The 25163-nt window shown below is 56.2% G+C and carries 24 protein-coding genes; 15 read left to right on the top strand and 9 right to left on the bottom strand.

Annotated features, from left to right (window positions below; all coding sequences use genetic code 11):
• The first annotated feature begins 15 nt into the window (after positions 1 to 15).
• Entirely contained in the window at positions 16 to 546 is a 531-nt protein-coding gene (locus ABJL60_RS03425; RefSeq protein WP_348374790.1) for a hypothetical protein, read from the top strand.
• A complete protein-coding gene (locus ABJL60_RS03420; RefSeq protein ID WP_348288050.1) occupies positions 543 to 971 on the top strand; it encodes a hypothetical protein in 429 nt (142 codons plus the stop codon). Before ABJL60_RS03425 ends, ABJL60_RS03420 begins: the two co-directional genes overlap by 4 nt.
• A gap of 22 nt (positions 972 to 993) precedes the next feature.
• On the opposite strand, the gene ABJL60_RS03415 is transcribed toward ABJL60_RS03420, so the two are convergent.
• Positions 994 to 1692 (bottom strand): transglycosylase SLT domain-containing protein, encoded by a 699-nt coding sequence (locus tag ABJL60_RS03415; RefSeq protein WP_348318607.1) that lies wholly within the window; start codon positions 1690 to 1692, stop codon positions 994 to 996.
• A gap of 333 nt (positions 1693 to 2025) precedes the next feature.
• Between ABJL60_RS03415 and ABJL60_RS03410 the strand changes: the two genes are divergently transcribed.
• Positions 2026 to 3339, top strand: coding sequence for a hypothetical protein (locus ABJL60_RS03410; protein ID WP_348287172.1), 1314 nt, complete (start codon positions 2026 to 2028; stop codon positions 3337 to 3339).
• 24 nt (positions 3340 to 3363) lie between these two features.
• Here the strand turns inward: ABJL60_RS03410 and ABJL60_RS03405 are convergent, their stop codons facing one another.
• Complete coding sequence (locus ABJL60_RS03405; protein WP_348374789.1) at positions 3364 to 3861, bottom strand: hypothetical protein; 498 nt, start codon at positions 3859 to 3861, stop codon at positions 3364 to 3366.
• Between the two features lie 149 nt (positions 3862 to 4010).
• On the opposite strand from ABJL60_RS03405, the gene ABJL60_RS03400 reads away from it, so the two are divergent.
• The 5 genes from ABJL60_RS03400 to ABJL60_RS03380 all read left to right on the top strand — a co-directional run bounded on the left by ABJL60_RS03400 (position 4011) and on the right by ABJL60_RS03380 (position 8492).
• The gene (locus ABJL60_RS03400) at positions 4011 to 4514 is read left to right on the top strand and encodes an AAA family ATPase (protein WP_348374787.1); all 504 of its coding nucleotides are present in this window, start codon (positions 4011 to 4013) and stop codon (positions 4512 to 4514) included.
• Positions 4515 to 4669: 155 nt separating this feature from the next.
• Positions 4670 to 6181, top strand: a complete 1512-nt coding sequence (gene gatB / locus ABJL60_RS03395) for an Asp-tRNA(Asn)/Glu-tRNA(Gln) amidotransferase subunit GatB (RefSeq protein WP_348374785.1) — start codon at positions 4670 to 4672, stop codon at positions 6179 to 6181.
• A 222-nt stretch (positions 6182 to 6403) separates the two neighbouring features.
• Positions 6404 to 7243 (top strand): hypothetical protein, encoded by an 840-nt coding sequence (locus tag ABJL60_RS03390; protein ID WP_348374783.1) that lies wholly within the window; start codon positions 6404 to 6406, stop codon positions 7241 to 7243.
• 52 nt (positions 7244 to 7295) lie between these two features.
• Positions 7296 to 7775 (top strand): thioesterase family protein, encoded by a 480-nt coding sequence (locus ABJL60_RS03385; protein WP_348374781.1) that lies wholly within the window; start codon positions 7296 to 7298, stop codon positions 7773 to 7775.
• Between the two features lie 210 nt (positions 7776 to 7985).
• Positions 7986 to 8492, top strand: a complete 507-nt coding sequence (locus tag ABJL60_RS03380) for a DUF4177 domain-containing protein (RefSeq protein WP_348374779.1) — start codon at positions 7986 to 7988, stop codon at positions 8490 to 8492.
• A gap of 9 nt (positions 8493 to 8501) precedes the next feature.
• Here the strand turns inward: ABJL60_RS03380 and ABJL60_RS03375 are convergent, their stop codons facing one another.
• Complete coding sequence (locus ABJL60_RS03375; RefSeq protein WP_348375357.1) at positions 8502 to 8759, bottom strand: BolA family protein; 258 nt, start codon at positions 8757 to 8759, stop codon at positions 8502 to 8504.
• 85 nt (positions 8760 to 8844) lie between these two features.
• Between ABJL60_RS03375 and ABJL60_RS03370 the strand changes: the two genes are divergently transcribed.
• The 7 genes from ABJL60_RS03370 (at position 8845) to ABJL60_RS03340 (ending at position 16045) form a co-directional block, all read left to right on the top strand.
• Entirely contained in the window at positions 8845 to 9474 is a 630-nt protein-coding gene (locus tag ABJL60_RS03370) for a J domain-containing protein (protein ID WP_108828845.1), read from the top strand.
• 174 nt (positions 9475 to 9648) lie between these two features.
• Complete coding sequence (locus ABJL60_RS03365) at positions 9649 to 10044, top strand: response regulator (RefSeq protein WP_348374777.1); 396 nt, start codon at positions 9649 to 9651, stop codon at positions 10042 to 10044.
• A 146-nt stretch (positions 10045 to 10190) separates the two neighbouring features.
• The gene (cobS, locus tag ABJL60_RS03360; protein WP_108828847.1) at positions 10191 to 11177 is read left to right on the top strand and encodes a cobaltochelatase subunit CobS; all 987 of its coding nucleotides are present in this window, start codon (positions 10191 to 10193) and stop codon (positions 11175 to 11177) included.
• A 20-nt stretch (positions 11178 to 11197) separates the two neighbouring features.
• A complete protein-coding gene (locus ABJL60_RS03355; protein WP_348374775.1) occupies positions 11198 to 11899 on the top strand; it encodes an aspartate/glutamate racemase family protein in 702 nt (233 codons plus the stop codon).
• Complete coding sequence (gene cobT / locus ABJL60_RS03350; protein ID WP_348374774.1) at positions 11896 to 13773, top strand: cobaltochelatase subunit CobT; 1878 nt, start codon at positions 11896 to 11898, stop codon at positions 13771 to 13773. The genes ABJL60_RS03355 and cobT overlap by 4 nt, the downstream gene beginning before the upstream one ends.
• A 56-nt stretch (positions 13774 to 13829) precedes the next feature.
• A complete protein-coding gene (locus ABJL60_RS03345; protein WP_348374772.1) occupies positions 13830 to 15620 on the top strand; it encodes an aminopeptidase P family protein in 1791 nt (596 codons plus the stop codon).
• Between the two features lie 80 nt (positions 15621 to 15700).
• Positions 15701 to 16045, top strand: a complete 345-nt coding sequence (locus ABJL60_RS03340) for a DUF427 domain-containing protein (RefSeq protein WP_348374770.1) — start codon at positions 15701 to 15703, stop codon at positions 16043 to 16045.
• 130 nt (positions 16046 to 16175) lie between these two features.
• Here ABJL60_RS03340 and ABJL60_RS03335 read toward each other — a convergent pair whose 3' ends face one another.
• From ABJL60_RS03335 to ftsA, 6 genes are all read right to left on the bottom strand, one after another.
• Positions 16176 to 17864, bottom strand: a complete 1689-nt coding sequence (locus tag ABJL60_RS03335; RefSeq protein WP_348287202.1) for a chloride channel protein — start codon at positions 17862 to 17864, stop codon at positions 16176 to 16178.
• A 272-nt stretch (positions 17865 to 18136) separates the two neighbouring features.
• The gene (gene recN / locus ABJL60_RS03330; RefSeq protein ID WP_348374768.1) at positions 18137 to 19783 is read right to left on the bottom strand and encodes a DNA repair protein RecN; all 1647 of its coding nucleotides are present in this window, start codon (positions 19781 to 19783) and stop codon (positions 18137 to 18139) included.
• A gap of 36 nt (positions 19784 to 19819) precedes the next feature.
• Positions 19820 to 20710, bottom strand: a complete 891-nt coding sequence (locus tag ABJL60_RS03325) for an outer membrane protein assembly factor BamD (protein WP_348287249.1) — start codon at positions 20708 to 20710, stop codon at positions 19820 to 19822.
• A 165-nt stretch (positions 20711 to 20875) separates the two neighbouring features.
• Positions 20876 to 21799, bottom strand: a complete 924-nt coding sequence (lpxC, locus tag ABJL60_RS03320) for a UDP-3-O-acyl-N-acetylglucosamine deacetylase (protein WP_348287251.1) — start codon at positions 21797 to 21799, stop codon at positions 20876 to 20878.
• A gap of 224 nt (positions 21800 to 22023) precedes the next feature.
• Complete coding sequence (gene ftsZ, locus ABJL60_RS03315; protein WP_348374767.1) at positions 22024 to 23655, bottom strand: cell division protein FtsZ; 1632 nt, start codon at positions 23653 to 23655, stop codon at positions 22024 to 22026.
• A 172-nt stretch (positions 23656 to 23827) separates the two neighbouring features.
• Positions 23828 to 25162 (bottom strand): cell division protein FtsA, encoded by a 1335-nt coding sequence (ftsA, locus tag ABJL60_RS03310; protein ID WP_108828854.1) that lies wholly within the window; start codon positions 25160 to 25162, stop codon positions 23828 to 23830.
• Between the last annotated feature and the right edge of the window lies 1 nt (position 25163).

Below are 25163 nucleotides of genomic sequence, written 5' to 3'. Positions count from 1 at the left end.
GAGTAAGAGGATCACATGCCGTTCATTCTGGGACTTATCGGATTGGCCACAGCCGCCTATTTCATGGTCATTCGTGCAAGACGTGGCGCGGAAATGGCGTCTGAACTGATGGATGTCGCGTCTGATGTTCGTGCAGCCGCCCGTCGCTTTGGGTTTCGACGCAAGCAAAACATCCATCCCGTCGACAGCATCGACGACCCGAAACTGGCCTTAGGCGGATTGTCCGCGGCCTTTATGGCGTTGGATGATCTTCCGACCCAAGACGGGCGCACCGCGTTGGATGCACAACTGCGCAACCACCTAGAGTTGGACAGCCAGCAGGCACAGGAAATTGCAGTCCTTGGACAATGGTTTGTGGAAACTTGCGGCGGGGCAGATGCGGCTGTGAAACGCCTGTCAAAACGGCTGTACGCGCTGGACAAAGGTCAAAGCTTTGGTGTGTTGATGGCCGTCATTCAGGGCACGATACACAGCACCGGACATCCGTTGTCCACGCGCCAATCAGAGGCTTTGGTGGATATCAAACGCGCATTCCATCTGTCATGACGGACTTCGATTACACGCGATCGGGACGAAACCGCGCAACACTGCTGACGGTTCTGGCGGTGTGGGCCTGTGTCACTGCATTGGTGCTTTGGATCGATATGGCCCTATGGATCGCTGCGATCCTATGTGTTGCGACCCTACCTGCGCTATATGATCTGCTCACGGCGCGCCAAGCCGGTATGAAGATTGCCGCCACAGACATCACCTGGTTTGCTGGGGCCAAAACAGGTAAAGTGGCATGGAACCGTGTGGACCACGTACGCTTTGACACCCGATTGGACCTGTCTGTCCGTATGGCATTGGTCTTGCACAACGGGCGGCGGGTGAAAGTTCCTTTTGAAGCCACACCACCCGCAGACGCCATCGAGGCGGACCTGAAAAACAGAGACATCAAGACCGAAAGACATCACTTCGGCTTTATGTAGCTGGACCGGTCAGTCTTGCGCGTTATGGCCGCGCTTTGGGCCGTATCGCATCGGGCAAAGCGCAATAAGGTTGCCGTTTTAACCACCCTGCCATGTCGGCCCGCTTGGCGGTTGAGCGCATTGGCCCCCAATCGGCACTGACGCCACGCCACTTGCGATCCTTGCCATGCACAAGCCCGTCCCGCGGCACGGTAAAGGCCATAATGCGCACCGCACAGCTTAGGTTGGCCGCACCGTTGCGCAGTGCCTCACCAGTGCCGACATTGCATTTGTAGCCACGCGCCGTCGCAGGCAAGATTTGCAACAGACCGTACCAACGCCCGCCTCCGCCAACGGCGCGGGGCTTGTAGGTGCTTTCGAATTTCGCCAGTGCGGACATAAAGCCAAGCCAAAACGCACGCCGGTCGGCGTCATTTGCATCCGGATATCGGGGGCACCAGTTTTGAATATCACCCGGCACCATGTCCGTCAGGGGCTTCCCATGGGTCTTCAAAGCGGTCAAGGCTGCCCTGTTCCACAACAAATGGCCCGGCTGATGGGTCCAACGGGTGCGTGGCATATGGCCTGATCTGGCCTTGGGACGCAGGTCTTTAACTGAATTTCCGTCAGCGTCCCGAACCACGTCTTGGCTAGTGTCTGGACGCAACGGTTCGTTTGGGACAGCAGCCACAGGCGCCGCCATAAGAACCATGAATAACAAAAGAGAGGTCGCGTGTTTCATGCCAAACTATGCAAATATGTATCTGCAGATTGCAAGTCTGGCCAGTCTGATTGAGGCCCGCGTGAAACAATGACAGGGTCCCGTGACGACTGTTTCGCGCTATGCGTTAAATCTTTGCGCACGCAATTGGGCGACGCAAAATGCAGCCCCTCCCTCATAAAGTGCAACCTCCGCTACCAAGGCGGGAATTGAGGCCAAATGTTAAGTTTCTGCTAACAAAATAAGCCATTTTGCCAAAACATAAGCGCGAAACTTTCGCGTCCGCGCCACGTTTCGGCCCCATTGCTTGGGCAGATTAGGGTCAGTTCTTTAATGGTCCAGGATGGTCTGTCTATGCAATTGGCATCTTATATTTCAAAAACGGTTAACCCTATTTTGGGCGCCTTCAAACGCGCCACACCTCATATTGACGAGGACGGCGTTGTTGTTCCGCACACCCATGTCCGTCCAAAACGCGTTGCTGCACGCCAAAATCAAACGCCAACCCAAAACGATACAGACGCATTGGTGATCCCCTGCCCCGACCCCACGGCCGAGGACCGCGAACGGGACTTTCACCAGATGCGCGGCCAACGTCTGGCACGGCAAGAAAACTGGCATGATATTTCAAGCGCTATACGATTGGCTGACAGATCCCTGAGCAAAACGTCAGGCGGTATGCCGGTCGCGGATCTGATAAGCTATGGTGCGCGCGCAGACGTCGTACAGGCCTGTGAACACGCATTGCTTTCTGGCAAACCAGCCAAGGGTGCGCCCATTCTAGCCGGGATTGAAGCGCTTGAAGAGGTGCTGGCTGAGTGCGGTCAAGACTACATCATCGCTGCCATCGTGGCCCATGCGCATATGGACATTGCTTGGGCATGGCGCGGGACGTGCTGGGACGCTGAGGTGTGCCAACGCAACAAAGAAGCTTTCCAAGCCCACTTTGACCGCGCCCGTGACATTCTGGAACCCTTTCAATCCTTGACGCCAAAGCCTGCATTTCTGGCCGCCGCTGAATGTGCTTTGCGTGGTGGGTGCCCTGACGGAAAACTCAAAATTGCCGATGCATACCAGCAACTTATTGATCTGGACCCGGAAAATGCACGCGCGATGCGTGCCATGGGCAACCATTTGCTTCCACGCTGGTTCGGGGATTACAACCAACTGGAACTGGAAGCGCGCCGTACCGCATCACGGACACAAAGCACATGGGGCGCAGGCGCGTACACCTGGGTTCAGCTGGACGCTATCGCATTTGACGACGAGGCCTGTGCGCGGCTTGATGTTTCGTTCTTTGTGGACGGCCTGCGTGATATTCTCGAGCGTACCAACAACCAGTACATTGTGAACCTGATGGCGGCGTATTGCGCCAACACTATGGGCAATGCCCGTGGCGGGCATGACGAAGCGGATCAGGTGCGCAGCCAAATCGCAGACTGCGCCAAGTGGATCATTCGCGAACACCTGACGGAATTGCATCCGATGATCTGGGCGCATGCGGCACGCGGTTTTGACAATTCATTGCGCGTGCGGTGCCCTGATCGTTTCGCGGCAGCCGGTCAAGCCGATGCATTGCGCATTATCGGTAATCTGTTTCGACCGGACATCGCAGCAGGCCGCAAGGTTGTTTTCACAGAAGACGGGCCTGTCACCCGCCCTGCGTGATTGCGTGCACGGTTCCGGCGTTGGTCAAGCCGATGCCAACCGCCGTGCTGCAGCAGCAAGCAACAGACGCGAATAAAGCTTGTGGGGCGTTAAAAGCGTCTCAAACACCGGTCCCATACGGGGTGGCCTGCCGTTCTTGGCAGGTTCCGGCACAACAACGGACCCGAAAAAAAGTCGCGTCCCCGTATCGCTCGGGGCCACGTGCAGCCATGATTTGGTACGCCCTGCATCCAGCACAATCTGATCCTTTGCGCGGGCTTCAACCTTCCAGACAGCCAAAGTCGTAGAAGTCCCGGACGCCAAGGCCAAAACGTCTGCATCATTGGACGGGGCACGGGCCAAAAGGCGCAAAACCAGCCGTTCGGATTTGAATATCCCAGTGGTGTAGAAAGCCGAGATAAAAGATTGTAAATCAACGTCCCGCTTTACGTCGCAGGTAAAGCAATCCGTGTAGGTGATTGGCTCTGACAGGTGGTACGCATGCAGGGCTGTTTCAGGCAGGTCGCATTCTTTGATGTCCATGGGGCACATCCTTTCAGCGTGACCCTAAGTCTGCACATCCACATGTGCCATAGGCCGCAATGCCGCAGACCAGCACGCCGTAGGCTCAGGGCGCATTAGCCTAGACCAACGCCCTGCCCGTTTGTATCAATTGCGGGATGAACAGAATCATGATCATCGGTCAAGCTGGATCAGGCAAATCGACCTTGGCCCGAGACATCGGTCGCCGCGGCAATTTGCCTGTGGTCCATATCGACCTGATCCATTGGAAAACCGGCTGGATAGAACGCACACAAGCCGAAAAAACTCCGCTTGTTCTGGATGCTATTGCCCAAGACCGGTGGGTCTTTGAGGGTGGAAATTCTACAACCTATCCACAACGCATGGCGCGGGCCGACACCCTGATCTGGTTGGACCTACCTGCCCCTTTACGCTTGCGTCGCGCATTGTGGCGATCGGTGAAACACTACGGATCAAACCGCCCCGATTTACCTAAAGGCTGCCCGGAACGCCTAGACGCAACTTTTTATCGCTGGATTTGGCGCACGCGGCACAGCGGGCGGGCTTCGCTGAAAAACTGGTTCGAAACGGCACCACCACATCTGCAAAAATATCACCTACAATCAAAGCATGACGTCATGCGGTGGGTGCACAACACCTTTCCCGATACTTAAAACGCTCTCTGCGGACCCACCCCCCATAATAAAGTCCTTTCCCCCAAAAAATCCCTAGGAAGACGTAAAGCGTCGGCGGCTGGCCCCCATCCGCGCTTGCCCCCATCCAGACCGTGATTTATGACAAGGCAAACGCACACCCAAGAGGCCCGCACATGCTTGACCTGACCTACGACAGCCCGAAGATCAAAACGATTGCTGGCGCACAGCATGATTGGGAATTGGTGATCGGCATGGAGGTGCACGCCCAAGTCGCCTCGAACGCGAAACTCTTTTCGGGGGCCTCCACTCAATTCGGGTCAGAGCCCAATTCAAACGTGTCGTTTGTGGACGCCGCCATGCCCGGCATGCTGCCCGTCATCAACGAATATTGCATCGAACAAGCCGTGCGCACAGGATTGGGGCTCAAGGCCGAGATCAACCTGAAATCTGCCTTTGACCGCAAAAACTACTTCTATCCCGACCTGCCCCAAGGCTACCAAATCAGCCAGCTTTATCACCCCATCGTTGGTGAAGGCGAAGTCTTGGTCGAAATGGGCGACGGCACCGCACGTAACGTACGGGTCGAACGCATCCACATGGAACAGGACGCGGGCAAATCCATCCACGACATGGACCCCAACATGTCCTTTGTGGACGTGAACCGCACAGGCGTGTGCCTGATGGAAATCGTGTCCAAACCTGACATTCGCGGACCGGAAGAGGCCGCCGCTTATCTCACGAAACTGCGCCAGATTTTACGTTATCTGGGAACCTGCAACGGCGACATGCAATCGGGTGCGATGCGCGCGGACGTGAACGTATCGATCTGCTTGCCCGGTCAGTACGAAAAATACCAAGCGACCCAGGATTTCAGCCACCTTGGCACACGTTGCGAAATCAAAAACATGAACTCCATGCGCTTCATCCAGCAAGCCATCATGGTCGAGGCTGCACGCCAAATCAAAATCGTCGAGGGCGGCGGCACAGTCGACCAAGAAACACGGCTGTATGATCCCGACAAAGGCGAAACACGCTCTATGCGCTCCAAAGAAGAGGCGCATGATTACCGCTATTTCCCCGACCCCGACCTGCTGCCTTTGGAAATAGAACAGGCGTGGGTAGATGACATCGAGGCAAATTTGCCCGAGCTGCCCGATGCGAAAAAGTCGCGCTTTATCAATGACTTTGGGCTGACAGACTATGACGCCTCAGTTCTGACAGCAGAATTGGAGTCCGCGGACTACTTTGAACAAGTCGCACAGGGCCGTGACGGCAAAGCCTCCGCCAACTGGGTCATCAACGAACTCTTTGGGCGCTTGAAAAAAGACGACAAAGACATCGAAAACAGCCCCGTAACGCCCACTCAACTCGGCGGCATCATTGACCTGATCGCCTCGGACGCCATCAGCGGCAAAATCGCCAAAGACCTCTTTGAAATCGTCTACACCGACGGCGGCGACCCCGCGAAAATCGTCGAAGAAAAAGGCATGAAACAGGTCACAGACCTCGGCCCCATCGAGGCCGCACTCGACGACATCATCGCCGCCAACCCCGCCCAAGTCGAAAAAGCCAAAGAGAACCCCAAACTCGCCGGCTGGTTCGTGGGTCAAGTGATGAAAGCGACGGGGGGCAAAGCCAATCCCAAAGCGGTGAACCAACTGGTCGCACAGAAGCTGCAAGGATAACGCGATGCGGTTTGCCCTCGCCCTTCTTGCCTTTCCTAAGTGCGGGTGCAATCGCGCAAGACGGCTACCCGAACACGTGTGACCCTTCTGACCTGTTTGAATGCGGCAGCTTGGCGAACCGCTATCTCGGGAATTGGGACGCACCGCCGTTTCCAAATGACCCAACCCGTGCCGTCGCATTGAAAAAGATGGAGATTGATGGGGCGCATGCGGGGTGCAGCGGTGAAAATTACACTATGTGTTACGTTTTTGGGCGACGTGGGGAACCCGTTTCCCGGCCTGCCTGAAACGGGCCGCTATAGCGACTTAGGGCGCATGAAAGCCTATTTGGAGTACACGGAGAAAGGATGCACCAACGGGCAGGCAGAGGCGTGCTATTGGCGCTCCATCGCGTTTCCGTTCTACAAACCGGAACTCATAGACATTGGAATCGCCCTGGAAGTGGCCAAAGGACAAACGCGCGCGCAAGCCGAACGCGGCCTGTCAGAACAATCCGCGCTCTATGAAAACCTACTGACAACAACGGCCCGCACCCAGATCGCAAACCTGAGGGTTGCATGTGCGGCACAAACTGCGGGGGCTTGTGCAGCCTTGGGCGGGCTTTTGTTTGACTATGATGAATTTGAAACATCCGCTTTCGAGCATATCCCACTGCTTTTCAAGAGCTGCACGCCAACCACACCATCTGCATGTTTTAGCCTAAACAGCGCAATTGGACGGTTGGCCCTTATCAAACGCAACCAAGCGGTCGAGGTCCCCGTTCGCGACCAGTGGATTGCCGCGCTAAAAGGCACCTGTGCCAACGGAAACGCTGCTCATTGTCAGGTTTTGGTTAAGCTTTCCCCAAGCAATCAGTCACTCGACAAAGCCTCCCTGCAAGACACCGCTTGTCGCGCGGGTGCTGTGAAAAGTTGCACTAATATCGGCCGCACGCACCTGCGCATTTACAAAAAATCCAACGATCCGAACGAGTTGCAAACGGCTGTCGACCACCTGACACGGGCCTGTGAGTTGGAAAATAACACCGCTTGTCACATGCTTGAACACCTCTCCAAAGGCTAGGCGACGCCGCGTTGCGGTTGACGCAACGACCATTGGCGCACAACATCGCCCTATGAAAAATGCTCCCTTCCGCTCCGACCTGCTCACCATCCGGCCTGAATGGATCGACTACAACGGCCACCTCAACATGGCTTATTATTCGGTGCTGATGGACCAAACCGCGGACGAGGCGTATCCCCTGTTCGGCTTTGGCCCCGACTACCTCAAGAACACAGGCTGCACGACATATGTGGCCGAATTCCACGTCTGCTATGTGCGCGAACTGCATGAAGGCGACCGTGTCTACGGCACCATTCAAATGCTGGATTTTGATGCAAAACGGTTCCACATGTATCAAGAGCTTTGGCACGAAGACGGGTGGCTGGCAGCCACGGGCGAGGCTTTGACACTGCACGTGGATCAATCCGGCCCCAAAGTCGCGCCCATGCCGGCGGACGTTCTTGCCAATGTCGGCAAAATGTTCGAAGCGCATAAATCGCTGCCTCGACCAGAACGGGCAGGACGCAGCATCGGGATCAAACGAAAAGGGTGATCCCCCTGCGACGACAGCGCAAAAAAGGGCCAAAAGGCCTTTTAATACGTTTTCTGGCGCGGCAGGTTTTTGAACAGACATAGAAAGTCTACGAAAGTCGCGCCACAGGACCGTTTTAGCCGGAATTTCGACGCCATACGTTTTGAAGAGCCCCCTTTTCCCCCTTTCCGCCCCCTGCTATACCGCCACCTCAATCGCCAAAGGTGCATCATGCCAAACTACCAGTATCGCGTCGTTCCAGCCCCACAAAAGGGTCTTAAAGCCAAGGGAATACGCACGCCCGAAGCGCGATTTGCCAATGCGTTGGCTGATCTGATGAACACGATGGGGGCAGAGGGTTGGGAATATCAACGCGCCGAAACCTTGCCATCAATCGAGCGTGCGGGCCTAACCAAAACCACCACCGAATGGCGCAATGTGCTGGTGTTTCGCAAGCTTCGTGAAGATGATCTTTCAAACTTCACACCTGAACTGCTGGCCGCCCCTGCACCCGTCGCTTTGGATGCAAAAGACGATGTCATGGAAGCCCCGGCAGAAGAGCTCGTTGAAGACGCCGCAGATGCGTATGAAGCCGAAGATGAACACCCCGGCGGCCAAGACGGGGCCACCCGGATGCTGTCGGACAATGGCGTTGAAGAGCTGTCCGACGTCGCTGGCATGACAAATTCGCTTGAACGCCTTGCAGCTTCAAGAAAACCCAAAGAAACAAGCGATTAAGCCGCAGACCTAAATGTCCAGATCAAGGGCCAGGGCATGAATGCGCCCCACAAGTTCTTTGCCCAAAGCCGCGTGAACAGCACGGTGACGGGCGATCCGGGATTGCCCTTCAAACGCGGCGGACCGGATACGCACATTGAAATGGCTTTCGCCGCCTTCCTGAAACCCTGAATGCCCACGATGGCTTTCGCTGTCGTCCACCACCTGCAGCTCGCGCGGCGCGAAGGCCTCGCTAAGACGCATTTCCATTTCGTCTGCAACCCGCATTTTTTCGCCCATTTGTGTCTCTGCCCCCTTGGCACCGTTTCTCCTTCATCTAAACTGCACAGCCTGAGTCGAAAAGGTATTCCTGATGTCTAAGTCTGACCCCTTCGGATTCGATATGTCCGTATCCTCTGCCAAAAAGAAAAACCCGCGTGGTCGTCGCGGCATGTCCGGGGCATCCGAGACGTCTCGTCGTATCTGTGACCATGAGGGCTGCAATGAGGCCGGAAAGTTCCGCGCACCAAAGGCCCCTGATGTGTTGGACGACTTCTTTTGGTTCTGTCAGCAGCACGTCCGCGAGTACAATTTGAAATGGAATTTCTTCGACGGCACAACCGAAGCCGAAATCAACGCCCAACAGTCTAAGGATAAGGTCTGGGAACGGGCCACAAAACCGGTCGGAGACCCCGAAGCGCGGGCTTGGGCGCGGTTGGGTATCGAAGACCCCCATCAGGTTCTGGGTGCAAATGCAACGCAAAACCCCGGACGCGGTGGTGCCAAAACAGGCCGTAAGCTAGCCCCGACAGAACGCCGAGCAGTCGAGGTTCTGGAAGTCGATGATAATGCGACCAAAAAGGAAATCCGCAAAGCATACAAAGCGCTTATCAAGGTGTTGCACCCGGATATGAACGGCGGCGACCGGTCCCAAGAAGAACAGCTGCAGGAAGTTGTTTGGGCATGGGACCAATTGAAAGGCAGCCGCAGCTTTAAAGATTGAAACCATACGTCTTTGAATGTTGCAGTGACAAGGGGCCTTTGGGCCCCTTTTTCTTGCGTTGGAATTCACCATCGCCACGGAAGAATCACACGTCTTTAGGTTGCGAGGCGATTTGACCGGGGTTAAGTCGCCCACCGCAAAACCGTGCCACCCAAAAAAAATGGCAGGCATGCGATGAAATGTTTGATTGTAGAAGACGACCCACAGCTGTGCGACATTCTACACGGGCTAATGGAAGAAATGGGCCATGATGCGGTTTGCGTGTACAGCATTTCCGCTGCCATGCGCAAACTGGCCTGTGCCAAATACGAACTTGTTGTCATGGAATATCAAATGCCGGACGGCACCACAGAACGCTTAAGCGATCATGTGTCGATGTTTTGTCCCAATTCGCGTGTCATCATGATAACGGGCAATCCGGTTTTCATTCACGGCGAACATTCCGTCTTTACCCCCGGCGTTGACTGGTTGCTGCGCAAACCCCTGCCCACCCGTGATCTCGAAGCACTGGTCAGCTATGCCGCACAGGACGTGGGTCACTGCCCCACGGCAATGATGGCGTTGCCCTGACCTGCACCCGCAATTGACGCTGCGTCATCAACTGGCGTCATCGGTAGACAGATATTGGCCCTTCCCCTTGTCCTTTCGCGCGATATGTTGCACGACGTGCTGAACAGTTTTTTCAGCTGACATATTCAACAAAAGGACGACGTGCGATGGCGGATGGTGCAATGGACATCAATGCAAAACCAACTCAAGAGATTTCCGTTCGCGACGTCTTTGGTATTGATACAGATATGGTTGTTAAAGGCTTTGCGGACCGCACAGAGCGGGTGCCGGAATTTGACAGCACCTACAAGTTTGATCCCGACACAACGATGGCGATCCTTGCAGGCTTCAACAACAATCGTCGTGTGATGATCCAAGGCTATCACGGCACAGGCAAATCCACGCACATCGAACAGGTGGCGTCCCGTTTGAACTGGCCTGCTGTACGTGTGAACCTCGACAGCCACATTTCCCGGATCGACCTGATCGGTAAAGACGCCATCAAGCTGAAAGACGGCAAGCAAGTCACTGATTTCCAAGAAGGTATTCTGCCTTGGGCGCTGCGCAATCCAACTGCGATTGTGTTTGACGAATACGACGCAGGCCGCGCGGACGTCATGTTTGTGATCCAGCGGGTTTTGGAAAAAGACGGTAAGCTGACGCTGCTTGACCAGAACCAGGTGATCGAACCCCACCCCTATTTCCGCATCTTTGCGACGGCAAACACTGTCGGTTTGGGTGACACCACGGGTCTTTACCACGGCACGCAGCAAATCAACCAAGGCCAAATGGACCGTTGGTCTTTGGTGTCTACACTGAACTATCTGTCAATTGACGCCGAAACCGCCATCGTTTTGGGCAAAGCGCCACATTACAACACGGAAAGCGGCCGCAAGATCGTCAAGCAGATGGTGACCGTAGCCGACTTGACACGCACAGCCTTTATGAACGGTGATTTGTCCACGGTGATGTCGCCGCGAACCGTCATCGCATGGGCCGAAAACGCGCAGATTTTCCACGATGTAGGCTACGCGTTCCGCCTGTCCTTCCTGAACAAATGCGACGAGCTTGAGCGCCAGACGGTTGCCGAGTTCTATCAGCGCTTGTTCGATGAAGAGCTGCCCGAAAGCGCGGCATCAGTGAGCTTGGGTTAACCACAGCCAAGGGAGGCATCATGCACCTCGGCTTGATCGGCGGCATTGGTCCGGCATCTACAGTAGTCTATTATCAACAGCTGACCGCAGCGATGCGGTTGGCTGGTGTTCCGCTTGAACTGACAATGGTCAATGCGGATGCCAATGTGCTGGTCAAAAACAACCTCGCGGATGATCGCGCGGCACAAGCTCAGGTTTACGCCGGACTTATTGACCGCTTGAAAGCCGCCGGTGCCGATTGCGCGGTTATCACGTCCTTGGGTGGGCATTTTTGCTTTGATGAAACTGTGGCCGCTTCCCCGTTGCCTTTGGTCAGTGGCGTCGCCCCACTTGATGCTGCATTTGCGGAACAAGGCATTGAAATCGTTGGTCTTTTGGGAACTGCAGTTGTGATGCGAACGAAACTTTATGGGCAATTGACCAAGACCAAGGCAATCGCGCCCACCGACATTGATGCGAGCGGGCAAATGTATCTCGATATGGCCCTTTCAAGTGTTTGCACCGACGCACAGCGCAGCGCATTCTTCGACCAAGGTCAAAGTCTGATTGACGCGGGCGCTGACGCGGTTGTGTTGGCGGGCACCGATTTGAACCTCGCATTTGACGGGCGCGACACAGGCTATAAAGTGATCGACGCATTAGACGTGCACGTATCCCTTCTGGTCGATCTCGCAACCGGCAAGGCCAATTTGGCCGATCATTCAACAGGCGTATCCGTATGAGCAATCCATCAGACAACCCAGCCGACGCGTTCAAAAAGGCTCTTTCCGAGGCCACAAAAGTCATGGCCAACGATCCGGAGTTGAATGTCAGCTATTCGGTCGATCCGGCTGGTTTGTCCGGCGACGCGATGCGTTTGCCGCAGGTTAGCCGCCGCATGACGCGTGACGAGGTTTTGTTGGCGCGCGGCACAGCAGATGCGCTGGCCCTGAACCGCCGCTATCACAATGGCCAGACCCACGCCCGTTATGCCCCCCAAGGTGAAATGGCACGGGAATTATACGAGGCGATGGAAACCGCCCGTTGCGAGGCTGTTGGTGCACGCGACATGCCCGGAACAGCCGGCAACATCGATGCCAAAATCGGCCATGAGGCCATGCGCAAGGGCTACGATCAGGTCAAACAGGCGTCAGATGCGCCGCTGTCTGTGGCGGCTGGCTATCTGATCCGCCACATGGCAACGGGCCGCGATTTACCGTCTGGTGCGCAAAACGTGATGGAGTTGTGGCAGCCGTTCATCGAACAGCAAGCAGGCGGCACCTTGGACAATCTTGAGGGCATCCTTGACGATCAGGCATCCTTTTCAAAGTTTGCGCGGCAGATCATCAAAGATTTAGGGTATGGCGACCAGTTGGGCGATGACCCCGACCAGATCGACGATGACCAACAAGACGAAGCCGAAGATGGCGGCGAAGAGGAACAAGAACCCGATAGCACGGGTCAGGACGATCAGGACAACGAAGAAAGCGAAGGCACGCCCGAGCAGTCGCAGGACGAACAGCAAGACGCGTCGCAGGCCGAAGTCTCCATGGACGAAATGGCCGATCAGGAGCTTGGCGAAGAGGCAGAAATGCCGGACGGCGAAGCGCCTTTGGAACCCCCTGCCCCGCAACCGTTTTCTGATGCTGATCCCGATTATCTTGTTTATCTTGCGGACCACGACGAAGAAATTCGCGCCGAAGATCTGGCGGAACCGGTCGAGCTGGAACGCCTGCGGGCCTATCTGGACCAGCAGCTTGAGCCACTGAAAGGCGCTGTGTCGCGTCTTGCGAACAAGCTGCAACGCCGGCTTCAGGCGCAACAGAACCGGTCGTGGGAATTTGACCTTGAGGAAGGCACATTGGACGCAGGCCGTTTGGCGCGTGTGGTTGCCAACCCGACCACCCCATTGTCGTTCAAAGTCGAAAAAGACACCGAATTCCGCGACACTTGCGTCACGCTGTTGCTTGATAACTCGGGGTCCATGCGTGGCCGCCCGATTTCTATCGCGGCCATTTGCGCGGACGTTCTGGCCCGCACGCTGGAACGCTGCAACGTCAAGGTCGAAATCCTTGGATTTACGACACGCGCCTGGAAAGGTGGCCAAGCACGTGAAGCATGGCTGAATGATGGTCGCCCCCAACAGCCGGGCCGATTGAACGACCTGCGCCACATCATCTACAAATCCGCCGATGCCCCATGGCGTCGTGCGCGTCCAAACCTTGGATTGATGATGAAAGAAGGTCTGCTGAAAGAAAACATTGACGGTGAAGCACTTGAATGGGCGCACCGCCGCATGGCTGCCCGCCCCGAAGCCCGTAAAATCCTGATGGTGATTTCGGATGGCGCCCCTGTGGATGACAGCACATTGTCCGTGAACCCTGCCAACTATTTGGAAAAACACCTGCGTGACGTCATTGCGATGGTTGAAAAACGCCGAGCGGTTGAGTTGCTGGCGATCGGCATTGGCCATGACGTGACACGGTATTACGATCGTGCTGTGACGATCACAGATGTGGACCAGCTGGCTGGTGCCATGACAGAGCAACTGGCGGCCTTGTTCGATAGTGATCCTCGTGCACGTGCGCGTGTCATGGGCATGCGTCGTGTAGGCTGATAGAACGGGCCCCTCCGGGGGAGGTTTATTTTGCGAGATGAAAAGGGATCTGTAGCATGTTTCAATCGTTTGAGGTGACAGCAAGGCCCGAGCAAGGCCCCCCCAGACTGGCGAAGTTGCGCGATCTGATAACAACATTGGGCATCGACGGCTTTTTGATCCCACGCGCCGACGCCCATCAGGGCGAATATGTCTCAGCCCGCGACGAACGTTTGTCGTGGCTTACGGGATTTACAGGATCAGCCGGGTTTTGTGTGGCTTTGCAAAGCAAGGCTGGCGTCTTTATCGACGGGCGTTACCGCACCCAAGTCAAAGCGCAGGTTGCAGATGTTTTTACCCCTGTTCCGTGGCCCGAAGTGTCGATGGGCGCATGGTTGATTGAACAGCTGCCAGACGGCGGCAAAGTCGGATTTGATCCCTGGCTGCACACCGTCGCCCAGGTGGAACAAACGCGCGCAGTTTTGTCGGACAAAGGCATCACATTGGTTCAGGTGGAAAATCTGGTCGATGCGATCTGGGAAGATCAGCCGGCCCCTGCCATGGAACCTGTCAAACCCCATCCGCTTGAGTTCGCGGGAGAAGCCCATCACGACAAATGTGTGCGTTTGGCGGACACGCTGCAACAGGCTGGTCAATCCAGCGCTGTCATCACGTTGCCGGATTCCATTTGTTGGCTGCTTAATATCCGCGGCGCTGATATTCCCCGCAATCCGATCGCACAGGGCTTTGCAATCCTGCACGCGGATGCCCGGGTCGATTTGTTCATGGATGCGGCAAAACTGAATGATGTCATGGATCATCTGGGGCCAAACGTCACAGTTCATGCTCCAAATGACTTTCTGGATCGCTTGGCCGGATTAACAGGCGCCGTTCGTCTTGATAAAACATCCGTTCCGGTTTGTGTTGCCGATGTGGTCGGCACCTTGGCTGTGTGGGGCGATGATCCATGCGCCCTTCCCAAAGCGTGCAAGAACCCAGCCGAGATCGCAGGCAGCGCCGAGGCACATTTGCGCGATGGTGCAGCTGTTGTTGAACTTTTGGCGTGGCTTGATGCCCACCCCCCCGGAACATTGAGCGAAACGCAAGTTGTCAGCCAACTGGAGGCCAACCGCCGCCGCGACAACGCCCTGCAGGACATCAGCTTCGAGACCATCGCAGGCACAGGCCCCAACGGCGCAATCATGCATTACCGTGTGACCGAAGACACCGACAGCCGGCTTGAAGACGGTCATCTGATTGTGTTGGACAGCGGCGGTCAATATCTGGACGGCACGACCGACATCACCCGCACCATCGCCATTGGCACCCCTGCACTGGAAGCACGGCAGGCCTTTACGCGTGTTCTGGCTGGTATGATCGCCATGAGCCGTTTGCGCTGGCCCGAAGGTTTGGCAGGCCGCGACATCGAAGCCATCGGGCGTTTGCCGCTTTGGATGGCAGGACAGGATTTTGACCATGGATTGGGCCATGGCGTGGGTGCGTATCTTAGTGTTCATGAAGGCCCTCAGCGTCTAAGCCGCGTCAGCACAGTGCCGTTGCAGCCCGGCATGATCCTGTCCAACGAGCCCGGCTATTACCGCGAGGGCGCTTTTGGTATCCGGATTGAAAACCTGATCGTTGTGGAAAATGCCACCGATTTGCCTGGCGGCGATGCACATCGTGCGATGTTGAATTGGAGGACTTTGACGTTTGCCCCCATTGACCGCAGGCTGATCGTGCCGGAAATGTTGGATTCAGGGGCGCGTGACTGGCTGAACGCTTATCATGCTGAAACTTTTGAGAAAATCTCGCCGCGCTTGTCCCCTGAAACGGCATCTTGGCTGCGTGACGCAACGTGCGCTTTGTGACAAGTCTGGCGTGAAGCTTCGGCTTCTGATAAACGGCTTTTTCACGCTTTCAGGGGAAAGACGTATAGGAAGGAGACATCATGGCTGACCACATCAAAGTGCGCAATGCAGCAGGCGTATGGACTGTACGCGCAGGCGGCGCTGTTTTGGGCGAGAGCCGTGCGGCGCTGGAACTGACCGAAGGGGACTATCCACCCGTCATCTATTTTCCACGTGAAGACATCGCCATGGCGTTTCTGGACAAAACCGACAAATCCACCCACTGTCCCCATAAAGGCGACGCCACTTACTATTCGGTGGTGACAAAATCGACCACGCTGGAAAACGCCGTCTGGAGTTACGAGGCACCGCTTGAAAGCGTATCACGTATCGAAGGCCATTTGGCGTTTTACACTGGCGACGGCATCACAGTCGAAGAGCTCTAAGGGTTTTCAATTCATACCGGATCGTGTGGATGATCCATGATCAAGACCCGCCCCATCATCAAATACATCATCTTCGGGTCGCTCCGAAAGCGATCCGAAACAGTTCTGCGCTATGGTCAGGATTGGTTGCTTAAGAATGTTCTTCTGCGGCTGTGGCCGCCAAGGCGCGATTGTAGGCCTTTAATGCATCCACATGAAACAACGCGCCCCACAGCTCAGGTGGGCTGTTTTCGCCGCTGAGGGTAACGACAGGAATGAAGGGCACTGAAGAAAGGTCAAACATAGGCATCGCCACCTCAAGCGTCGCGTTCCCGTCCACATATATGCCGTCGCCGATCATTTCCCAGCAGGCTTGCTCGTCCGCCGCACGGGGATCCTCCATGTCACGCATCACTGTGGCCACGCGAAACATTGACAACAGGTAAGCCTGTGGCCCAGCGGCCAAATGCACATCGCGCCGTTCCAATTGCGTCAAAAAGAAACTGCGATCCACAATACGGGACGCCAACGCCGTCGACATGGACACAGCCACCATCACGGCAAGCCCTGTCTGCCAGTCTCCGGTCAATTCGAACACAATCAAGGTTGTGGATATCGGCGCCCCAAGCACCGCAGCCGCCACGGCACCCATTCCAGCCAATGCATAAAGTGTAACTGTGCCGGACACTTCTGGAAAAACGGCTGTTGCGATCAGGCCAAAGGCCAATCCGGACATCGCACCAATCATCAGCGACGGCGAAAACACCCCCCCACCCATGCGGCCAGCCATGGTGATGGCGACCGCGACCACCTTGATGGCAACAAAGCCGATGACCACCAACAGATCCAACTGCCCCGTCAACGCAAGCGATGTGGTTTCATAGCCAACACCGATGATATGCGGGTAGAAGATTGCGATGCCGCCCAGCATGGCCCCCGCCACGGCAGGGCGCAGCCAACGTGGCAACCCGGTTTTGGCTTGCACAAGATTGCCGATGTCTTCCGCCCAGAACACCGAGCGCATCAAAACAACTGCGATCAATCCACTAACCAATCCAAGCATTAAGAATGCGGGCAGTTCGACATAGAATTGCAAGGCTTCGGGGGCCGGCAACATAAACTCTGTAACCCCCCCATATTCAATTCGGTTGATCACTGTGCCTGCGACGGCTGCAATGACGATGGGTGCAAAAGCGTGCACTGCGAAATGGCGCAATACGACTTCCAAAGCGAACAGCGCCCCTGCGATAGGCGCGTTAAAACTGGCGGACACTGCGGCGGCCACAGCACAGCCCAACAAATCGCGCCCCGTAATGCCATCCGCGTTGATATAGCGGCTGACTTTGGTGGCAATGACCCCAGCCAAATGCACCACCGGCCCCTCGCGCCCCGAAGAGCCGCCAGAGGACAGGGTGATGAAAGACGCCACCGCTGACGCAATACCCGCGCGTGTTTCGACGCGACCTTCGCGCATCGCCGCCCCTTCGATCACATCCGCCACGCTGCGCACACGCCCGTCCGGCGTAAACTTGTGCAAGATCAGCCCAACGACCAAACCACCCACGATAGGAATGACCAAGACCCAATACCACGCAAGCGATTGCGCAAAGGAATGAAGGAACTGAATGTCATCGGTGCCGTATAAAAACGCTTGTAAGGCTTCGATACCTTTACGGAAAAACAGCGCAGTAAAACCTGATGCGATGCCAACAGCCAAAGCGATAAACCAAAACTGTACCTGACTTGGCCCCTGCGCACGCAAAGCTGTCCAAATGCGCCGAAACGCTGTCGCTGCTTCTTGCCCTGTGGCCCGCAGTAGATTGGTAAGCGCCTTTGGCATTGGTCGTCGTTCGCCCTTTTCAACTGTCTAGGGCAATACAGAAGCCACGAAAAGAGGTGCGCGGTACATTTGACCCCAAACATACGCCCCTTAGGCTCAGGCCCCATTAATCCTGCAGCGTTGGTTTGATGGATTTACTGATTGGCGAGGAGCAGGTTCGCAGGAATAGTGGTTCTATTTACAAGCGGTCTGAGCCGCTGAGATGAAGCGATTTTGACGCCAGCGCCTCAGGATTAATGGGTCCTGAGCCTAAGCGCAGTTGTTTCAGCGTGTTACCCCAACAGCGCTTTGGCAGCACCACGGGCTTCGTCAGTGATGGTGTCGCCTGCAAGCATGCGTGCAATTTCATCCACACGTTCATCTTGATCCAAAGGCACAACCCGGCTTGTGGTCATGCCCTTGGCAACGGATTTCTCTACCCGCCAGTGGTGTGCCCCAAGGGCTGCAACCTGCGGCGAATGGGTCACCACAAGAACCTGCCCATCCTCTGCCAATGCGGCCAAGCGACGCCCCACAGCATCAGCCGTTGCCCCACCGACGCCGCGGTCGATCTCATCGAAAATCATCGTGAGGCCGGCCTGACCGCCCGTCAAACAGACCTTCAACGCCAGCAAAAATCGGCTAAGTTCACCACCCGATGCGATTTTGTTCAAAGGACCAGACGGCGCACCGGGGTTCGTGGCCACACAAAACGCTACAGCGTCCTGACCGTCAGGACCGGGTGTTTCAGCCGTAACCTCGGTTGTGAAAACGGCGCGTTCCATCTTAAGGGGGGCGAGTTCCGATGTGACGGCCTTGTCAAGTTTTGCGCCTTGTTTCTGACGCATCGCCGTGAGGGCATCCGCCGCTTGGGCATAACCGGCTTCTGCATCCTGAAGGGCTATGCGTAAATCGGCAAGATCGGCGTCACCGGCATCCAGCGCCGCCAGCTTTTTCGTCAAGGTGTCTGTCAATGCGGCAAGGTCATCCGCCTGCACATCATGCTTGCGGGCCATTGCGCGGATCGCAAACAGACGTTCTTCGGTGTCTTCAAGATCGGCAGGATTGAAAGACAATGTGTCAATGCACGCGACAATGCCTTCCATGGCCTCGTCCAGTTCGACCATGGCACGGTTCAACGCGCCTATGGGGGCTTCCAGATGGCCTTCTGCTTTGTCTGCCACACCGTCCAGCCAGCGAATGGCATTGCCCATGCTCGCCTCTGCGCCGTCTTGGCCCAAGGTCTGATACGCCCGCACGATGTCTTCGCGGATCCGTTCCGCCCCCTGCATCATACGCCGTTTGGTGTCCAGATCAGCTTCTTCTCCGGGCAAAGGGGCCAAGGCGCCCAGTTCGGCGACGGCGTGGCGCAAAAATTCTTCTTCGTCGCGGATGGCTTGCATGGCGTCTTCGGCGGCAGCCAGCGTTTTGCGTGCTTTGCCCATGGTTGACCATGTTTTGCGCACTTTGGATTTTTGCGTCTCAAGCCCTGCGAATTCATCCAAAATGGTCCGGTGCCCGCGCGGGTTCAGCAAGCCACGATCATCGTGCTGGCCGTGCAATTCCAGCAAGGTTTCGGACAAGGCCCGCAAAACTTCGCCCGAACAACGGCGGTCGTTGACCCAAGCGGTCTTGCGCCCGTCAGCTGTGTTGATCCGCCGCAAGATCAGCTCGTCGCCGCCAGGCAATCCGGCTTCTTCCAGCACGCCGTGCGCGGGATGTCCTTCGGGCAAATCAAACCACGCTGTCACTTCACCGTGGTCTGCACCTTGGCGAACCAGATCAGCACGACCACGCCATCCAAGCACAAAACCCAACGAATCCAACAAGATAGACTTGCCTGCACCGGTTTCACCCGTCAACACATTCAGACCGGGTTGAAACGCAAGTTCCAACCGGTCAATGATCAGCATGTCTGAAATATCAAGACCACGCAGCATGTGGGTTATTCCGTGGCGTATGTGCGATGCCGCACTTTACAACCAACGACCTTTAAGCATCTGACGATAAATCTGGCGCAACCAGCTGTCGCCTGCCGCTTCCAGTTCCAACCCGCGCCCTGTCAACAGCTTGTAGCTGTCTTCGTACCAATCCGTAGACCGGTAGTTGTAGCCCAGAATGGCGCCTGCGGTTTGTGCCTCATCTGTCAATCCAAGGGACAAATAGGCTTCGACCAGACGGTGCAGTGCCTCGGCGGTGTGCGTGGTTGTTTGGAAATCCTCAACCACAACACGGAACCGGTTGATGGCGGATGCATAATGATCGCGGCGCAAATAATAGCGGCCAATTTCCATTTCCTTGCCCGCAAGGTGGTCAAAGGCCAGATCGAATTTCAAAACGGATGTTTTGGCATATTCGCTGTCTGGATAGCGTTCGATCACGTCACGCAAAGATTGCAAGGCCTGGAAGGTCAAACCCTGATCGCGGCCCACTTCGTCGATTTGGTCATAGTAGGACAACGCCAACAGATACTGCGCGTAGGCCGCATCATCTTCATCGGGGTAAAAATCAATGAAACGCTGCGCAGCAGAGCGGCTGTTTGGATAGTCCTTATCGCGGTGGTGCGCGAAGGCTTGCATGATCAATGCACGTTGCGCCAAATCGGAATAGGGGTACAGGCGTTCAATTTCGCCAAAATAGAACGCAGCTTCAGAGGGTTGGCGATTTTCAAGTTCATATTCGCCACGCTCAAAAATCTGTTGGGCGGTGAATTCTTCCAGCGGGATGACCTGTTGATTGAACACGCTGCCTCGCGTCGGGCGATCCCCACCGCCACATGCCGCAAGCATAGCCGCCACAAGCACAACTCCGGTCAGACGCACAGTGCGCTTGCCCAATTGTCGCTTTGTCACCGTGTGCTGGCCCATATTTTGGTATCTGCCACTCACCATGTCTGTCGTCCTCACCACAGTCACCCACCCCGTTCAGAGCATTCTTGCGTACGTCCTAACACAATAATTTACCATGCAAAACGATGATTGCACCTGAAATCAGCATTTGTGTAAAAGTGATGGCCATTCCACCAGATGCAGTTATGCAACCTGCGGAATTTCATCCCATACCAGCCCGTATCCAGGCAACCGTGTGGCTATCTGAGCATCACAAACCACCATGCGCACAGCGCCCGGCGTCGCAAAGGCTTTACGCAGCAAAGTGTTGGTCAGTGAATGGCCGGACCGCACGCCCGTGTACCGTCCGATCAGCGGGGCACCGGCCAAGGCCAGATCGCCCAAAGCGTCCAACATTTTATGGCGCACAGGTTCATCCGAATGACGCAAACCACCCGGGCTTAGAACCGCGTCGCCATCAAAAACGACCGCATTCTGGCCTGACACACCGCCCAAAGCCAATCCGTTGGCTTGCATGGCATCAACATCGGCCTGACGGCAAAAGGTGCGGCTGTCGCACAATTCGCGGGCAAAGCTGCCGTTGTTCATACGCAAGGATTTGTGCTGACGGCCGATAGCCGCGTCGTCAAAATCGATCTCAAAATCAATGTAAAGCGTGTCCGCGGGGGACAATGTCGCTGTGGCATCGCCTTCTGTAACCGTCACGGTCTGCATGATTTCAAACGCGCGTACAGGAGCGTCCAACACCCGCACACCGCGCTGCATGATGCCACGCACGAACGGCACGGCAGATCCATCAACGATTGGCACTTCAGGTCCGTCAATCTCAATCAGTGCGTTGTGGATGCCGCAGCCTGCGATCGCAGCCATTACATGTTCTACAGTGGACACCGTAACGCCGGATGCATTTTCAAGTTTTGTGCACAAGGGCGACCGGTTCACAACATCCCAACGCGCCGGGATCAAACGATCCCCTTCGTTCAAATCCACGCGTGAAAACCAAATCCCGTGCTCGGCCCCTGCAGGACGAATCGTCAGCGTGGCCGGAGCGCCGGAATGCAATCCGCGTCCAGAAAAGCTGATGGGTGATTTGATCGTTGTCTGCACGTAGAACCTCAAAGTGTCGCGCACTTGGCGCTGCTGGAATGTACCTACGCAACGCCCCCTCACATCACAACTCAATCTTTGTAACGGTCTGAAACATGACTGTCATAAAACGGCAGAAAGATGCCGCGCCCCTTGTAAGCCGTTGATAAAACGAAAAAAAGGGCCGCTCAAAAGCAGCCCCTTGTCACGAATTGAGGCAGGCTCAATTCAATATTTTCATCAGATTAATTCGCTTGACGGCGCAAAAACGCGGGGATTTCGATCCGCTCTTGCTCTGGGTCGGCAGCTTCGGCTGGACGAGGTGCAGGTGCTGCGGCGGCTTGTTGCTGCACAGGCGGTTGCTGACGCACGGCTGGTTGTTGCGGCGCGCGTTCGGCACCTTGTTCTGCGTGGCCCGTCATACGGTTGATCAACGAATTGATCCCGAAGCGTGGACGCTCTTCTGCGGCTGGCTGGTTTGGCGCAGCCTGAGGGGCTGCTTGTTGCTCGGCCTGAGGGGCTGCTTTTTGGGCCGCGGCACGCAAACGCGCCAAAGCCTCAGGCGATGGTGTGCCAGGTGCAGGTGCACGCGGTGCGACAAAGGCTTGCGGCTCCGCTTCCAACTCTGGCTGCGGTTCAAACGCTTCAACACGCGGCTGGTACGCAGGTGGTGGCAGGTCGTCCTGCGCGGCCACTGGCATTTCGTCTGCAAAGATGTCTTCGGCCATGTCAGATGCAGCCGCTTGTTCAACATCCAAACCATCAAACTGCGGCTGAGGTGCAGCAGCTTCCGCGACTTGGGTTTGCGGTGCTTCTTCATACACAGGTGCGGCAGGCGCTTCGGCTGTCACGGTTGCTGTCAAAGGCGCGTGCATGCTGCGGCGTGGTACAGGAATGTCCGTTTGCACATCCAACGCGTCGATGCCTGTGGCAACAACGCTGACGCGCATCATGCCTTCCATGGCTGTATCCAGCGTGGAGCCCACGATGATGTTGGCCTCTGGATCGACTTCTTCGCGGATACGGTTGGCCGCTTCGTCCAGTTCGAACAAGGTCAGGTCGTGTGCGCCTGTGATGTTGATCAGCACGCCTTTTGCACCGCGCAGGCTGATTTCGTCCAGCAGCGGGTTCGCAATGGCTTTTTCTGCAGCCTGGATCGCGCGATCCTCGCCGTCGGCCTCACCTGTGCCCATCATGGCTTTGCCCATCTCGTCCATCACGGAACGCACGTCTGCAAAGTCGAGGTTGATAAGACCCGGACGCACCATCAGGTCCGTCACGCCTTTGACACCTTGGTACAAAACGTCATCCGCCATGGAAAACGCTTCGGTGAAGGTGGTTTTTTCGTTCGCAAGGCGGAACAGGTTCTGGTTGGGAATGATGATCAGCGTGTCGACGACCTTTTGCAACGCCTCAACACCGTCTTCGGCCTGACGCATGCGCTTGGCGCCTTCAAACTGGAAAGGCTTGGTCACAACACCGACGGTCAAGACACCCAATTCACGGGCCGCTTGTGCGATGATTGGCGCCGCACCCGTCCCGGTGCCGCCCCCCATGCCAGCCGTGATAAAGCACATGTGTGCGCCCGCCAGATGATCAACGATCTGTTCAATGCTTTCTTCGGCAGCCGCGGCACCAACGCTTGCGCGGGCCCCTGCCCCCAAGCCTTCAGTGACCTTGATGCCCAGCTGCACGCGCGTTGTGGACGCGGATTGCTGCAGCGCCTGCGCGTCTGTGTTGGCGACAACAAAATCCACACCGTCCAGCTGCTTTTCGATCATATTATTGACCGCATTGCCGCCAGCGCCCCCGACACCGAACACGGTGATACGAGGTTTCAGTTCGTCCTGTCCGGGCATCGAAAGGTTCAAAGTCATGTATGTGTCCGCCTGTTATCGAATCCGCATTCGCGGGTTTTTTTGCCTAATCCGCTTTTAACTTAGCCGTTTTTGCTTGCAACGTCACCCAAAAAACACAGATTTGCCCCAAAATGTGGGCGAAATCCCGCCAAATCTCACGGTATTTCGCGTGTGGACCCAGATATAGGGGTTACCAGTTGTCGCGGAACCACTTGACGGCGCGGCGCAGGCTGCGCTTGGGGTAACGGTCTGCGGGAATATCGAAGTCCCACCATTCGTCTTGCGGATGCGCTGCAAACAAAGACAGCCCAACTGCAGAGGCAAACCCCGGACCCGTCGCCGCTTGTGGTAGGCCATGCACACGCAAAGGCCGGCCCAAACGCACTTGGTGGCCCAGAATTTTGGATGCCAGTCCGTCAAGACCGGGAATTTGACTGCCGCCGCCAGTCAAAACAATTTGCTGGCTTGGCAGATGGTCAAAGCCAGCAGCGTCAAGCCGCGCACGGACTTCTTCCAAAATCTCTTCCACACGTGGCCGCATAATGCCAATCAACTCTGCGCGGGACGCAGTGCGGCGGTCGTGCTCATAGTCACCGGTGTCACCGCCGATTTCGATCATCTCACGATCATCCATGCCCGTGGCATGAACCCCGCCATAGAATGTCTTGATGCGTTCGGCGTTTGCGGTGGGCACTTGAAGACCCAATGAAATGTCTGACGTCACATGATCGCCGCCCATCCGGACCGCGTCACCATAGATCATGTGCTTTTTGATAAAGATCGACACGCCCGTGGACCCGCCCCCCATATCAATGCAGGCCGCGCCCAGTTCCTGTTCGTCTTCCACCAAAGCCGCAATGCCCGATGCGTAAGCAGAGGATGCGATCCCCGCCAACTCCAGATCACAGCGTTTGATACAATGCGCCAGATGTTGCACCGACATTGCGTCAACGGTCAGCATGTGCATGTCAACGCTAAGCTCGTTGCCAAGCTGGCCGCGCGGGTCGCTTAGGCCGGATCGGTGGTCCAAAGCAAAGTTGACCGGTTGCGCGTGTAGCACTTCGCGTCCTGCGCCATAGTCCGGCACATCACAGCTGGCCAACACACGCGCAACATCGTCTTCGGTCACAACCTGACCATCCAAGCCGATTTGCGCGTCAAGCCCGTAGCTGCGCGGATCGCCACCGCCATAACATGCAATCACATGGTCCACGCGGATACCGGCCATCTTTTGGGCCGCTTGCAACGCAGTCCGGATGGCGCGTTCGGTTTCAGCCATGGCAGAGATTTCGCCAAAACGCACACCGCGCGACCGCGTTGTCGCAGCCCCAATGACGCGAAAGCCCGACTGACCGGCCAAAGACCCGATTTCGCCGTCACTTTCCAGATCGGCAGAACCGTCAAAGCGCAGCACCAGACATGCAATTTTAGAGCTGCCCACATCCAGAATGGCCACCACACCGCGTTGCATTGCCACTTTGCGCATGTTGCGCATGCTGCGTTGGCTGCCGTACAAATCCATCATA

Origin of the sequence: Ascidiaceihabitans sp. (assembly GCF_039986515.1) — a bacterium.
Lineage (GTDB): Bacteria > Pseudomonadota > Alphaproteobacteria > Rhodobacterales > Rhodobacteraceae > Ascidiaceihabitans.
The sequence above is the reverse complement of the archived record's forward strand: the minus strand, read 5'-3'. Positions and strand labels throughout refer to the sequence as shown.

What these genes read in the sequence shown, in the direction of transcription:
- ABJL60_RS03425 (WP_348374790.1), top strand. Translation starts at nt 16, where the DNA reads ATGCCGTTCATTCTGGGACTTATCGGATTGGCCACAGCCGCCTATTTC.
- ABJL60_RS03420 (WP_348288050.1), top strand. Translation starts at nt 543, where the DNA reads ATGACGGACTTCGATTACACGCGATCGGGACGAAACCGCGCAACACTG.
- ABJL60_RS03415 (WP_348318607.1), bottom strand. Translation starts at nt 1,692, where the DNA reads ATGAAACACGCGACCTCTCTTTTGTTATTCATGGTTCTTATGGCGGCG.
- ABJL60_RS03410 (WP_348287172.1), top strand. Translation starts at nt 2,026, where the DNA reads ATGCAATTGGCATCTTATATTTCAAAAACGGTTAACCCTATTTTGGGC.
- ABJL60_RS03405 (WP_348374789.1), bottom strand. Translation starts at nt 3,861, where the DNA reads ATGGACATCAAAGAATGCGACCTGCCTGAAACAGCCCTGCATGCGTAC.
- ABJL60_RS03400 (WP_348374787.1), top strand. Translation starts at nt 4,011, where the DNA reads ATGATCATCGGTCAAGCTGGATCAGGCAAATCGACCTTGGCCCGAGAC.
- gatB (WP_348374785.1), top strand. Translation starts at nt 4,670, where the DNA reads ATGCTTGACCTGACCTACGACAGCCCGAAGATCAAAACGATTGCTGGC.
- ABJL60_RS03385 (WP_348374781.1), top strand. Translation starts at nt 7,296, where the DNA reads ATGAAAAATGCTCCCTTCCGCTCCGACCTGCTCACCATCCGGCCTGAA.
- ABJL60_RS03380 (WP_348374779.1), top strand. Translation starts at nt 7,986, where the DNA reads ATGCCAAACTACCAGTATCGCGTCGTTCCAGCCCCACAAAAGGGTCTT.
- ABJL60_RS03375 (WP_348375357.1), bottom strand. Translation starts at nt 8,759, where the DNA reads ATGCGGGTTGCAGACGAAATGGAAATGCGTCTTAGCGAGGCCTTCGCG.
- ABJL60_RS03370 (WP_108828845.1), top strand. Translation starts at nt 8,845, where the DNA reads ATGTCTAAGTCTGACCCCTTCGGATTCGATATGTCCGTATCCTCTGCC.
- ABJL60_RS03365 (WP_348374777.1), top strand. Translation starts at nt 9,649, where the DNA reads ATGAAATGTTTGATTGTAGAAGACGACCCACAGCTGTGCGACATTCTA.
- cobS (WP_108828847.1), top strand. Translation starts at nt 10,191, where the DNA reads ATGGCGGATGGTGCAATGGACATCAATGCAAAACCAACTCAAGAGATT.
- ABJL60_RS03355 (WP_348374775.1), top strand. Translation starts at nt 11,198, where the DNA reads ATGCACCTCGGCTTGATCGGCGGCATTGGTCCGGCATCTACAGTAGTC.
- cobT (WP_348374774.1), top strand. Translation starts at nt 11,896, where the DNA reads ATGAGCAATCCATCAGACAACCCAGCCGACGCGTTCAAAAAGGCTCTT.
- ABJL60_RS03345 (WP_348374772.1), top strand. Translation starts at nt 13,830, where the DNA reads ATGTTTCAATCGTTTGAGGTGACAGCAAGGCCCGAGCAAGGCCCCCCC.
- ABJL60_RS03340 (WP_348374770.1), top strand. Translation starts at nt 15,701, where the DNA reads ATGGCTGACCACATCAAAGTGCGCAATGCAGCAGGCGTATGGACTGTA.
- ABJL60_RS03335 (WP_348287202.1), bottom strand. Translation starts at nt 17,864, where the DNA reads ATGCCAAAGGCGCTTACCAATCTACTGCGGGCCACAGGGCAAGAAGCA.
- recN (WP_348374768.1), bottom strand. Translation starts at nt 19,783, where the DNA reads ATGCTGCGTGGTCTTGATATTTCAGACATGCTGATCATTGACCGGTTG.
- ABJL60_RS03325 (WP_348287249.1), bottom strand. Translation starts at nt 20,710, where the DNA reads ATGGGCCAGCACACGGTGACAAAGCGACAATTGGGCAAGCGCACTGTG.
- ftsZ (WP_348374767.1), bottom strand. Translation starts at nt 23,655, where the DNA reads ATGACTTTGAACCTTTCGATGCCCGGACAGGACGAACTGAAACCTCGT.
- ftsA (WP_108828854.1), bottom strand. Translation starts at nt 25,162, where the DNA reads ATGATGGATTTGTACGGCAGCCAACGCAGCATGCGCAACATGCGCAAA.